Genomic DNA, 12,789 nt, shown 5'->3' with positions numbered 1-12,789 from the left:
GGGTCGCCCTGCATTGCTTTGCATTTCCTTGAAGATCAAGCAAAACCTGCGCCAGCCGGCGCTGACGCTCGGGCATCTTGACGTTTACGTCAAGCAAATGGCAAGTGCCGTTCGCCCCCCCACCCGCCCTCACCGCGAGGCGCTGGCTTGCCAGCCAACCAGGGCCTTGAGGCAGGGGCGGGATGAGGGCTCTTTCGTCGGCAAGGGGGCGTGGTGCCTACAAGGCCCAAGCGGCGCTGTCGGCAAAGAAGGCGCGGGCGTTGTCTTCCAGGCTGTCCAGGTGGTAACCGCCTTCCTGAACGATCAGGCACGGCAGGCCAAGGCTGCGGATGCGCTGGCCAAGCATGGCGAAACCGTCGCGGGTCACCGCGACCTTGCTTTGCGGATCGAGCTCGTAGATATCGAACCCCAACGACAGCACCAGCACCTGGGCATGAAAATCCTTCACCGCGGCCAGGGCCTGTTCCAGGCGGGCGAGGAAATCCGCCTCGCTGGCGCCATGCGCCATGGGCAGGTTGAGGTTGTAGCCCTCCCCCGCGCCGCTGCCACGTTCCTCGGTGAAACCGGCAACCCCCGGGTAGAAGTTGGTCGGGTCGCCATGCACCGAGACATACAGCACATCGGCGCGCTCGTAGAAGATTTCCTGGATGCCCTGGCCGTGGTGCATGTCGGTATCCAGCACCGCCACCCGGGCGTAGCGCTCGCGCAGCACCTGGGCGGCGATCGCCGCATTGTTCAGGTAACAGAAACCACCCGCGGCCTCGGCCCGGGCGTGGTGGCCCGGCGGACGGCACAAGGCATAGGCCGCCGGCTCGCCGTCGAGCAGGGCACGGGCCCCGGCGATGGCGCTCTGCGCCGACCAGTAGGCCGAGCGCCAGGTCTGCTCGCCCACCGGGCAGCTGCCGTCCGCCAGGTAACGGGCGGCCTGGGCCAGGATGCCGCGCAGGGCATTGGGCTCACGCACGAAGATGTTGGACATGACTTCATCGCCCCAGTCCTCGGGGATGTCCTTCCAGCACCGGTAGGCTTCTTCGAGGAACTTCAGGTACGCCGCGCCGTGCACCGCCTGCAAGGGTTGCAGGCCGGCGTCCTGCGGCTGGCACACCGCAAAGCCCAGGGCATGGGCCGCCTGGACCAGGCGCCGGGCCCGCTCGGGAACTTCCTGGGGCGTGCGCATCTGGCCCCGGGAGTAGTAGCTGCGAGGATGGTGCAGCAATTGTTCAGGGTGGAAAAAACTGCGCATGGCGTCTCCTCAGGCAACCCGGCCGGCGCGGGCCAGCACGGCGTTAAGCAATACATCGGCGCCCCGGCGCACGTCCTCGGGCAACACGTCTTCGGCTTCGTTGTGGCTCAGGCCACCGACACAGGGAATGAACACCATGGCCGTCGGGCAGTAGGGCGCCAGCAGGATGGCGTCGTGACCGGCGCCGCTGACGATGGACTGCTGAGGGTAGCCCAGGCCATCCACCGCCTGCTGCACCGCCGCCACACACTCGGCATCGAACGGCGTGGCGGGGCTGACCCAGTGCTGGCTGATGCTGACCTTGAGCCCGCGCTGATCGGCGACGGCCTGCAGGCGCTCCTCGACCTGCCGTTGCATGGCGGCGATCTGCTGGTCCTGGTGATGGCGCAGGTCGACGGTGAAATTCAGCAACCCGGGAATGGTGTTGCGCGAGGACTTGGCGATGCTCAGCTCGCCCACGGTGGTCAGGCCCTGGGGGGCGAAATCCGCCGCCACCTGCTCCACCGCGAGGATCATCTGCGCCGCGCCATACAGCGCATCCCTGCGCAATGCCATGGGCGTGGTGCCGGCGTGGGCCGCCTGGCCCTCGACCTGCACGTCGAGCCAGCGGATCGCCTGGCCGCCACTGACCACGCCGATGCTCTTGGCGTTATTTTCAAGGATCGGCCCCTGTTCGATGTGCGCCTCGAAGTAGGCATCCACCGCTCCTCCCAGGGGCCGGCTACCGGCGTAACCGCTGCGCTGCAGGGCCTGGGCGACGCTGATGCCCTCGGCGTCGCGCACCGCCAGGGCGGCGTCCAGGCACATGACTCCGGTGAACACTGCCGAGCCGAACATCGCCGGGGTGAAGCGCGCGCCCTCCTCGTTGGTCCAGACCGCCACTTCCAGGGGCTTGCGGGTCTGGATCCCCAGGTCATTGAGGCGGCGCACCACTTCCAGGCCGGCCAGCACCCCGTACACGCCATCGAAGCGCCCGCCTTCGGGCTGGGTGTCGAGGTGGCTGCCCATCATCACCGGGGCCGCATCGGGGTCGCAGCCGGGACGTCGGGCAAACAGGTTGCCGATCGGATCGACACTCAGGCTCAGACCGGCCTCGCTGCACCAGTGGGCAAACAGTTCGCGACCGGCCCGGTCTTCATCGCTCAGGGCCAGGCGGTAGCTGCCGCCACGGGCCGTGGCACCGATTTCGGCCATGGCCATTAGGCTCGCCCAGAGGCGCTCGCCATTGCTTTTCAACATCATCAGGTTCTCCAGAAAATCAGGCGTTGGCGGCCATTTCCAGGCGCCGGGCAGTGGCATGCCGGCGCGCCAGGGCCAGTACGCAGAGCAGCGATATCGCGGCGATCAGGCTGTAGAACAGCGCCATTGGCCACCACTGGCCACTGAAGCGGTGGGCCAGCCAGGTGCCGATCAGCGGCGTCAGGCCACCGGCCAGGGCGCCGCAGACCTGATAGGCCAGGGAAATCGCGGTGTAGCGCACCCGGGTTGCGAACATGCCGCTGACGTAACCGGCGATCACCGCATAGAAAGACGCCATGCACACCACCGCCAGGGCGATGCCGAGGATCATCAGCGGCGTCTGGCCGGAACTCACCAGCACGAACATCGGATAGGGCGAGGCCATGGCCAGCAGCGACATCAGGCAGAGAAAACGCGTGGCGCCGATTTTCTCCGCGGTCCAGGCCGCCAGGGGCTGGATGCAGAACTGGATGATCGCCACCACGAACAGGCATTCGAGGATCAGCGAACGGGGGATCTCCAGCTGCTGGGTGGTGTAGGCAATCATGAAGGTGTTGGTGAAATACACCCCGGCGATCCCCAGGGTGTTGGCGCCAATGCACAGCAGCAAGGGGCGCCAGGCGCTGTGCAGCACTTCCATCACCGGCGCCTGCTCCTTGCGTAGCGACTTGGCTGCCTGCTCGCGGCTGGCGAGGAACTCCGGCGACTCGTTGACCCCCAGGCGAATCGCCAGGCCCACCAGCAGCAACAGAGCACTGGCCAGGAACGGCAGGCGCCAGCCCCAACTCATCAGGGCGTCTTCCGGCAGACGGGTCACGGCGCTGAAGGCCAGCAACGAGAGGATCAACCCCGCCGGGCTGCCGAGCTGGGCGAAGGAGGCGAAGAAGTTGCGCCGGCCCTTGGGCGCATGCTCGCCGGCCATCAACACCGCCCCGCCCCACTCACCGCCCACGGCAATACCCTGGACAATGCGCAGCAGGATCAGCAGCACCGGCGCCAGGGCGCCGATCTGGGCATACGTCGGCAGCAGGCCGATGCACACCGTGACCACGCCCATCATCAGCAGGGTAATCACCAGGGATTTCTTGCGGCCGATGCGGTCGCCGACATGGCCAAAGATGATGCCCCCCAGCGGCCGGGCGAAAAAGCCCACGGCAAAGGTGCCGAAGGCCGCCATGGTGCTGAACAGCTGGTCGTCGGAGGGGAAGAACAAGGCACCGAACACCAGCGCCGCGGCGGTGGCGTAGATGTAGAAGTCGTACCACTCGATCATGGTGCCGATAAAAGCGGCGGCCGCAGCACGGCGTGGCTGGGGCGAAGCGGAAGGCTTCATGGTGGGCTCCCTTGGTTATTGTTCTGGCAGGAGAAAGGGTCTGGCGCAGGGGCTTTTTGCTGGCACCTGTCTGGGATGGATTTATCCGTTTCGGGCGATGATCAGTCAATTTTCTATTGGTTATCTCGATTATTATCCTGGCTTATTATTCGCCCACAGCCCGATCCAGAGCCACTGCCATGTCCGACCGCGATGCCCGCCGCCTGCTCAATGACCGCCTCGACTGGAACCTGCTGCGCACCTTTCGGGTGATCGGCCAGGAGCTGAGCATCAGCCGCGCGGCGGCGCGCCTGCACCTGACCCAGCCGGCGGTGAGCCAGGCCCTCAAGCGCCTGGAGGAACAATTGGGCCGGCAATTGATTGCCCGGCGCGGGCCGCGCTTTGCCCTGACCGAAGTGGGCGAGCAGATCTTTGCCCTGGCTGGCGAGATCTACGGCCAGATGTCCCAGGTCAGTAGCGTGCTGGAGCAACCCGCCGACGAGGTGATCGGCAAGGTGCGGCTGCTGATCATCAGCCGGATCTGCAACGAGCGCTTCGATGACTTCCTGGCGGATTTTCATCGCCAGCACCCACGGGTCGACCTGGAAGTGGAGGTGATGCGCAGCTCGGACATTGTCAGTGCCCTGCAGGAAAAGACCGCGACCCTGGGCCTGAGCCTCAACCGGCGGCCGCAGCCGCGCCTGGAGCAGCGGCTGTTCCTGCGTCAGCGCTATGCGTTCTTCTGCGGCAAGCACCATCCGCTGTTTGGCCGGCGGGACGTGGCCGAGGGCGACCTGCAAGGGGAGAACTTCGTCAGTTTCACCAGCGACCAGATCGGCGGCATGCTCTCGCCGCTGACGATCTTTCGTGATCAGCAGGGGTTCAGCGGGCGCATCGTCGCCTCCTCCCCCAGCCTGGAAGAAGTGCGCCGCCTGGTAATCGCCGGCTTTGGCATCGGCTGCCTGCCGGAGCATGTGGTGGCAGCCGACACCGAGGCCGGGCTGCTGTGGCGCCTGCCACCCGAAGACGGCATCGCCGATGTCGACATCCACCTGCTGTGGAACCGTGAACAGCGCATGAGCCGGGCCGAGGTGCTGTTTCTCGAACGGTTGCAGGAGTGCCTTGGCCCTTCGATTTGAACCGACAGAACTTTCGCTCACTCAATGGCCCGGGAGGCGCTCCACGCCCTTGAGCAATAGGCAGTCACGCAGGCCTTGTGGATGCGCCAGTTGTGAACGACGGGGCGAGGATGGGCCAGGCCGATGGGCTGTCGCCGCGGAGCCCCCGGCACTTGCTCATCAGCAAGTGCCGGGCAGCCTGGGGGTGAAGCGGCTCAGACGTGGGGATCGCCGGGGGCCTTGGCCGGGGCGGCGTATTGCGGCTTGAGGTGGCCGTTCTGGTCCAGTAGCCAGGCGTCCATGATCTGCCGCACCACGGGGCCGGCGACCCGGCCGCCGGCTTCGCCGTTCTCGATCATCACCGAAATCACGATCTGCGGATGCTCGGCCGGGGCGAAGCCGACGAACAGGGCGTTGTCGCGGTTGCGCTCGCGGGTCTTGAGGCGGTCGTAGCGCTCGCCCTGCTTGATCGCCACCACTTGGGCGGTGCCGCTCTTGCCGGCAATGCGGTATTGCGCTCCGGCGGCGGCGGCGCGGGCAATGCCTCGCGGGTCGTGCATGACCATTTGCATGCCGTGGTTGACCTGATCCCAGTCGTGGGGATTCTTCAGCAGGATGTTGGGCATCGGATGCTGGTCCACCGGGGCCACGCCATCGATGGTCTTGGCCAGGTGCGGGCGGTTCCACACGCCCTTGTTGGCAATCAGCGCGGTGGCCTGGGCCAGTTGCAGCGGGGTGACCTGCATGTAGCCCTGGCCGATGCCGAGGATCACCGTTTCCCCCGGGAACCAGGGCTGGCGGCGGGTGGCGCGTTTCCAGGCCTGGGACGGCATCAGGCCGGGGGATTCTTCGAACATGTCCAGGGAGACTTTCTCGCCGAGGCCGAACATCGCCATGTAGTCGTGCAGGCGGTCGATGCCGAGCTTGTGCGCCAGGTCGTAGAAGTAGGTGTCGTTGGAGCGCATGATCGCGGCGTCCATGTCCACCCAACCGTCGCCGCTGTGGTTCCAGTTGCGGTACTTGTGGTCGAAGTCCGGCAGTTGGTAGTAGCCCGGGTCGAAGACGCGGGTCGAGGCGGTGACCACACCGGTATCAAGGCCGGCGATCGCCACTTCCGGCTTGATGGTGGAGCCGGGGGCATAGAGGCCGCGCAGCACCCGGTTGAACAGCGGGCGATCGATGGAATCGTGCAGCGCCGCGTATTCCTTGAAGCTGATACCGGTGACGAACAGGTTGGGGTCGAAGCTGGGCTTGCTGACCATGGCCAGCACTTCACCGGTGGCCGGGTCCAGGGCGACCACGGAACCGCGACGATCCCCCAGGGCTTCTTCGGCGGCCTCCTGGAGCTTGATGTCCAGGCTCAGGACGATGTTCTTGCCGGGGATCGGGTCGGTGTGCTTGAGCACGCGCATCACCCGGCCCTGGGCGTTGGTTTCGACTTCTTCGTAGCCCACGTGGCCGTGCAGTTCGGACTCGTAGAACTTCTCGATACCGGTCTTGCCGATGGATTGGGTGCCACGGTATTCCACCGAGTCCAGGGTCTTGGCTTCCTTTTCGTTGATCCGTCCGACGTAGCCGATGGAGTGGGCGAAGTGCGCGCCCAGGGGGTAATGGCGGACGAATTGGGCTTCGACATCCAGGCCCGGCAGGCGGTATTCGTTGACCGCCAGTACGGCGATCTGCTCCTCGGTGAGTTCGTAGAACAGGGTCACCGGAACGAAGGGGTGACGGGCCTGCTTCATCTCCTTGTCGAACAGGGTGCGATCTTCTGGCGGCAGGTGCAGCAGGTCGACCACGGTGTCCAGCTCGCCCTTGAGGTCGGTGGTGCGTTCGCGGGTGATGGTCAGGTTGAAGCTGGGGCGGTTGTCGGCCAGGACCACGCCATTGCGGTCATAGATCAACCCGCGGGTCGGGGTGATCGGCAGCACGTGGACGCGGTTGTTTTCCGAGATGGTGGAGTGATAGTCGAACTCCACCACCTGGAGGAAATACAGGCGCCCGACCAGGGCGCAGGTGATGGCCACCACCAGCACAGCGCAGGCCAGCAGGCGCTTGTTGACCAGGCGGTTTTCTTTTTCGTGGTCCTTGATCGGAATCGCTTCGGGCATTGCTACAGCTTCTCGTTGAATAGAGGTCGACGCTGATCCGTGCGGATGAACTCAAGTCCCTAAAAAAGAACTGCACCATACCAAAAACTGCCCATCGATTTTGAGGGGATTGCCATTGTCACTGATCAGTGGTGCCGGTCCTTCAAGCACCTGCGTATGCGTCAGTGACGGCAGAGCTGGCCCCCAGCCGCAGTCTTGTGCCCGTCGCCAGAGCCAGCGGCGCAGCTTTTCTGTGGCGCAAAAACAAAACCCCAACTGCTTTCGCAATTGGGGTTTCGGAATTTAATCTTGACGATGACCTACTCTCACATGGGGAAACCCCACACTACCATCGGCGATGCATCGTTTCACTTCTGAGTTCGGGATGGGATCAGGTGGTTCCAACGCTCTATGGTCGTCAAGAAATTCGGTAGCCAGTCCGTTGCATGTGCAACGTGCCAGCGAATGGGTATGTAATAGATTTTGGTGTTTTGTGAGCCATGCAAACTTTCGGTTCGTTTCGTCTTCACACACCGCAATCTGGTCTCTTTCGAGTTCGCAAATTGCTTGGGTGTTATATGGTCAAGCCTCACGGGCAATTAGTATTGGTTAGCTCAACGCCTCACAGCGCTTACACACCCAACCTATCAACGTCGTAGTCTTCGACGGCCCTTTAGGGAACTCAAGGTTCCAGTGAGATCTCATCTTGAGGCAAGTTTCCCGCTTAGATGCTTTCAGCGGTTATCTTTTCCGAACATAGCTACCCGGCAATGCCACTGGCGTGACAACCGGAACACCAGAGGTTCGTCCACTCCGGTCCTCTCGTACTAGGAGCAGCCCCTCTCAAATCTCAAACGTCCACGGCAGATAGGGACCGAACTGTCTCACGACGTTCTAAACCCAGCTCGCGTACCACTTTAAATGGCGAACAGCCATACCCTTGGGACCGGCTTCAGCCCCAGGATGTGATGAGCCGACATCGAGGTGCCAAACACCGCCGTCGATATGAACTCTTGGGCGGTATCAGCCTGTTATCCCCGGAGTACCTTTTATCCGTTGAGCGATGGCCCTTCCATACAGAACCACCGGATCACTAAGACCTACTTTCGTACCTGCTCGACGTGTCTGTCTCGCAGTCAAGCGCGCTTTTGCCTTTATACTCTACGACCGATTTCCGACCGGTCTGAGCGCACCTTCGTACTCCTCCGTTACTCTTTAGGAGGAGACCGCCCCAGTCAAACTACCCACCATACACTGTCCTCGATCCGGATAACGGACCTGAGTTAGAACCTCAAAGTTGCCAGGGTGGTATTTCAAGGATGGCTCCACGCAAACTGGCGTTCACGCTTCAAAGCCTCCCACCTATCCTACACAAGCAAATTCAAAGTCCAGTGCAAAGCTATAGTAAAGGTTCACGGGGTCTTTCCGTCTAGCCGCGGATACACTGCATCTTCACAGCGATTTCAATTTCACTGAGTCTCGGGTGGAGACAGCGCCGCCATCGTTACGCCATTCGTGCAGGTCGGAACTTACCCGACAAGGAATTTCGCTACCTTAGGACCGTTATAGTTACGGCCGCCGTTTACCGGGGCTTCGATCAAGAGCTTCGCGTTAGCTAACCCCATCAATTAACCTTCCGGCACCGGGCAGGCGTCACACCCTATACGTCCACTTTCGTGTTTGCAGAGTGCTGTGTTTTTAATAAACAGTCGCAGCGGCCTGGTATCTTCGACCGGCATGAGCTTACGGAGCAAGTCCTTCACCCTCACCGGCGCACCTTCTCCCGAAGTTACGGTGCCATTTTGCCTAGTTCCTTCACCCGAGTTCTCTCAAGCGCCTTGGTATTCTCTACCCAACCACCTGTGTCGGTTTGGGGTACGGTTCCTAGTTATCTGAAGCTTAGAAGCTTTTCTTGGAAGCATGGCATCAACCACTTCGTCACCTAAAAGGTAACTCGTCATCAGCTCTCGGCCTTAGAACCCCGGATTTACCTAAGATTCCAGCCTACCACCTTAAACTTGGACAACCAACGCCAAGCTGGCCTAGCCTTCTCCGTCCCTCCATCGCAATAACTAGAAGTACAGGAATATTAACCTGTTTTCCATCGACTACGCTTTTCAGCCTCGCCTTAGGGACCGACTAACCCTGCGTCGATTAACGTTGCGCAGGAAACCTTGGTCTTTCGGCGTGGGTGTTTTTCACACCCATTGTCGTTACTCATGTCAGCATTCGCACTTCTGATACCTCCAGCAAGCTTCTCAACTCACCTTCACAGGCTTACAGAACGCTCCTCTACCGCATCACTTACGTGATACCCGTAGCTTCGGTGTATGGTTTGAGCCCCGTTACATCTTCCGCGCAGGCCGACTCGACTAGTGAGCTATTACGCTTTCTTTAAAGGGTGGCTGCTTCTAAGCCAACCTCCTAGCTGTCTAAGCCTTCCCACATCGTTTCCCACTTAACCATAACTTTGGGACCTTAGCTGACGGTCTGGGTTGTTTCCCTTTTCACGACGGACGTTAGCACCCGCCGTGTGTCTCCCATGCTCGGCACTTGTAGGTATTCGGAGTTTGCATCGGTTTGGTAAGTCGGGATGACCCCCTAGCCGAAACAGTGCTCTACCCCCTACAGTGATACATGAGGCGCTACCTAAATAGCTTTCGAGGAGAACCAGCTATCTCCGAGCTTGATTAGCCTTTCACTCCGATCCACAGGTCATCCGCTAACTTTTCAACGGTAGTCGGTTCGGTCCTCCAGTCAGTGTTACCTAACCTTCAACCTGCCCATGGATAGATCGCCCGGTTTCGGGTCTATTCCCAGCGACTAGACGCCCTATTAAGACTCGCTTTCGCTACGCCTCCCCTATTCGGTTAAGCTCGCCACTGAAAATAAGTCGCTGACCCATTATACAAAAGGTACGCAGTCACAGAACAAAGTCTGCTCCCACTGCTTGTACGCATACGGTTTCAGGATCTATTTCACTCCCCTCTCCGGGGTTCTTTTCGCCTTTCCCTCACGGTACTAGTTCACTATCGGTCAGTCAGTAGTATTTAGCCTTGGAGGATGGTCCCCCCATATTCAGACAAGGTTTCTCGTGCCCCGTCCTACTCGATTTCATGACTAAGAGATTTTCGCGTACAGGGCTATCACCCACTATGGCCGCACTTTCCAGAGCGTTCCGCTAATCTCAAAGCCACTTAAGGGCTAGTCCCCGTTCGCTCGCCACTACTAAGGGAATCTCGGTTGATTTCTTTTCCTCAGGGTACTTAGATGTTTCAGTTCCCCTGGTTCGCCTCTTGCACCTATGTATTCAGTACAAGATAACCATCTTATGATGGCTGGGTTCCCCCATTCAGAGATCTCCGGATCAAAGTCTGTTTGCCGACTCCCCGAAGCTTATCGCAGGCTACCACGTCTTTCATCGCCTCTGACTGCCAAGGCATCCACCGTATGCGCTTCTTCACTTGACCATATAACCCCAAGCAATCTGGTTATACTATGAAGACGACATTCGCCGAAAATTCGCAAAACTCTTAAGAGTACTCACAAATTTTACCTTAGCCTGATCCGTTACCAGTGAAAGTAACGTTCAGTCTATCTTTCTATCACATACCCAAATTTTTAAAGAACGATCTAATCAAAAGACTAGAAATCAACATTCAATGTGAATGCTCATTTCTAAGCTTTCAGAAGCAGTTTATGGTGGAGCCAAGCGGGATCGAACCGCTGACCTCCTGCGTGCAAGGCAGGCGCTCTCCCAGCTGAGCTATGGCCCCATAACAAAATTGGTGGGTCTGGGCAGATTCGAACTGCCGACCTCACCCTTATCAGGGGTGCGCTCTAACCAACTGAGCTACAGACCCAATTTCGAGCTTGTAACTGTTAGCTTGGAGCTATCAGCTTGGAGCTTAAAGCTGCTTCTATCGTCTTCTTCAATGAATCAAGCAATTCGTGTGGGAGCTTATGAAGCAGCTGATGTCGTCGATTAAGGAGGTGATCCAGCCGCAGGTTCCCCTACGGCTACCTTGTTACGACTTCACCCCAGTCATGAATCACACCGTGGTAACCGTCCCCCCGAAGGTTAGACTAGCTACTTCTGGTGCAACCCACTCCCATGGTGTGACGGGCGGTGTGTACAAGGCCCGGGAACGTATTCACCGCGACATTCTGATTCGCGATTACTAGCGATTCCGACTTCACGCAGTCGAGTTGCAGACTGCGATCCGGACTACGATCGGTTTTATGGGATTAGCTCCACCTCGCGGCTTGGCAACCCTTTGTACCGACCATTGTAGCACGTGTGTAGCCCAGGCCGTAAGGGCCATGATGACTTGACGTCATCCCCACCTTCCTCCGGTTTGTCACCGGCAGTCTCCTTAGAGTGCCCACCATAACGTGCTGGTAACTAAGGACAAGGGTTGCGCTCGTTACGGGACTTAACCCAACATCTCACGACACGAGCTGACGACAGCCATGCAGCACCTGTCTCAATGTTCCCGAAGGCACCAATCCATCTCTGGAAAGTTCATTGGATGTCAAGGCCTGGTAAGGTTCTTCGCGTTGCTTCGAATTAAACCACATGCTCCACCGCTTGTGCGGGCCCCCGTCAATTCATTTGAGTTTTAACCTTGCGGCCGTACTCCCCAGGCGGTCAACTTAATGCGTTAGCTGCGCCACTAAGAGCTCAAGGCTCCCAACGGCTAGTTGACATCGTTTACGGCGTGGACTACCAGGGTATCTAATCCTGTTTGCTCCCCACGCTTTCGCACCTCAGTGTCAGTATCAGTCCAGGTGGTCGCCTTCGCCACTGGTGTTCCTTCCTATATCTACGCATTTCACCGCTACACAGGAAATTCCACCACCCTCTACCATACTCTAGCTTGCCAGTTTTGGATGCAGTTCCCAGGTTGAGCCCGGGGCTTTCACATCCAACTTAACAAACCACCTACGCGCGCTTTACGCCCAGTAATTCCGATTAACGCTTGCACCCTCTGTATTACCGCGGCTGCTGGCACAGAGTTAGCCGGTGCTTATTCTGTCGGTAACGTCAAAACAATCACGTATTAGGTAACTGCCCTTCCTCCCAACTTAAAGTGCTTTACAATCCGAAGACCTTCTTCACACACGCGGCATGGCTGGATCAGGCTTTCGCCCATTGTCCAATATTCCCCACTGCTGCCTCCCGTAGGAGTCTGGACCGTGTCTCAGTTCCAGTGTGACTGATCATCCTCTCAGACCAGTTACGGATCGTCGCCTTGGTGAGCCATTACCTCACCAACTAGCTAATCCGACCTAGGCTCATCTGATAGCGTGAGGTCCGAAGATCCCCCACTTTCTCCCGTAGGACGTATGCGGTATTAGCGCCCGTTTCCGGACGTTATCCCCCACTACCAGGCAGATTCCTAGGCATTACTCACCCGTCCGCCGCTCGCCACCAGGTACAAGTACCCGTGCTGCCGCTCGACTTGCATGTGTTAGGCCTGCCGCCAGCGTTCAATCTGAGCCATGATCAAACTCTTCAGTTCAAACATCTTTGGGTTTTGAGAAAACCCTAAACTTGGCTCAGCAATCGTTGGTTACATCTTTGATTTCTCGCGGAGTAACTTGCGATGCTGATAATCTTTTTGACTATCAGTCTGACTCCACAAGCACCCACACGAATTGCTTGATTCAGTTGTTAAAGAGCGGTTGGTTAAGATCTTTCGTCTCAACCGAGGCGCGCATTCTACAGCAGCCTCATTTACTGTCAAGCGATTTTTTAAGAAGTTTTCGAAGATTTTCTCAACAACT

At 59.2% G+C, this 12,789-nt stretch carries 5 protein-coding genes, 2 tRNA genes and 3 rRNA genes; 1 reads left to right on the top strand and 9 read right to left on the bottom strand.

All coding sequences use genetic code 11. The annotated features are described in order from the left end of the window. Window positions 1–217: 217 nt before the first annotated feature. Genes GGI48_RS25185 through GGI48_RS25175 form a run of 3 tightly spaced genes read right to left on the bottom strand, consistent with a single transcriptional unit; the run spans window position 218 to window position 3,815 of the window. Window positions 218–1,243 (bottom strand): histone deacetylase family protein, encoded by a 1,026-nt coding sequence (locus tag GGI48_RS25185; RefSeq protein ID WP_047305456.1) that lies wholly within the window; start codon window positions 1,241–1,243, stop codon window positions 218–220. Window positions 1,244–1,252: 9 nt separating this feature from the next. Then, complete coding sequence (locus tag GGI48_RS25180) at window positions 1,253–2,482, bottom strand: Zn-dependent hydrolase (RefSeq protein ID WP_179602122.1); 1,230 nt, start codon at window positions 2,480–2,482, stop codon at window positions 1,253–1,255. A gap of 19 nt (window positions 2,483–2,501) precedes the next feature. Beyond that, window positions 2,502–3,815 carry an MFS transporter gene (locus GGI48_RS25175; RefSeq protein WP_179600503.1) on the bottom strand — a complete coding sequence of 438 codons (1,314 nt, stop codon included), beginning with the start codon at window positions 3,813–3,815 and terminating at the stop codon, window positions 2,502–2,504. A 179-nt stretch (window positions 3,816–3,994) separates the two neighbouring features. Between GGI48_RS25175 and GGI48_RS25170 the strand changes: the two genes are divergently transcribed. After that, entirely contained in the window at window positions 3,995–4,933 is a 939-nt protein-coding gene (locus GGI48_RS25170) for a LysR family transcriptional regulator (protein ID WP_047305458.1), read from the top strand. 194 nt (window positions 4,934–5,127) lie between these two features. On the opposite strand, the gene mrdA is transcribed toward GGI48_RS25170, so the two are convergent. The 6 genes from mrdA to GGI48_RS25140 form a co-directional block, all read right to left on the bottom strand. Continuing rightward, window positions 5,128–7,020, bottom strand: coding sequence for a penicillin-binding protein 2 (mrdA, locus tag GGI48_RS25165; RefSeq protein ID WP_179600501.1), 1,893 nt, complete (start codon window positions 7,018–7,020; stop codon window positions 5,128–5,130). A gap of 286 nt (window positions 7,021–7,306) precedes the next feature. Then, window positions 7,307–7,422: ribosomal RNA gene (rrf, locus tag GGI48_RS25160) — 5S ribosomal RNA — on the bottom strand. Window positions 7,423–7,577: 155 nt separating this feature from the next. Next, a 23S ribosomal RNA gene (locus tag GGI48_RS25155) occupies window positions 7,578–10,469 on the bottom strand. A 230-nt stretch (window positions 10,470–10,699) separates the two neighbouring features. Then, window positions 10,700–10,775: transfer RNA gene (locus GGI48_RS25150), tRNA-Ala, on the bottom strand. 10 nt (window positions 10,776–10,785) lie between these two features. Beyond that, window positions 10,786–10,862 (bottom strand) — tRNA-Ile (locus GGI48_RS25145). A gap of 123 nt (window positions 10,863–10,985) precedes the next feature. After that, window positions 10,986–12,524 (bottom strand): 16S ribosomal RNA (locus GGI48_RS25140). The 16S, 23S and 5S rRNA genes sit together here with 2 tRNA genes alongside, the layout of an rRNA operon. Between the last annotated feature and the right edge of the window lie 265 nt (window positions 12,525–12,789).

Source organism: Pseudomonas protegens (genome assembly GCF_013407925.2).
Lineage (GTDB): Bacteria > Pseudomonadota > Gammaproteobacteria > Pseudomonadales > Pseudomonadaceae > Aquipseudomonas > Aquipseudomonas fluorescens_AP.
Note: the sequence above shows the minus strand (reverse complement) of the source record. Positions and strands in the feature narration are given on the sequence as shown.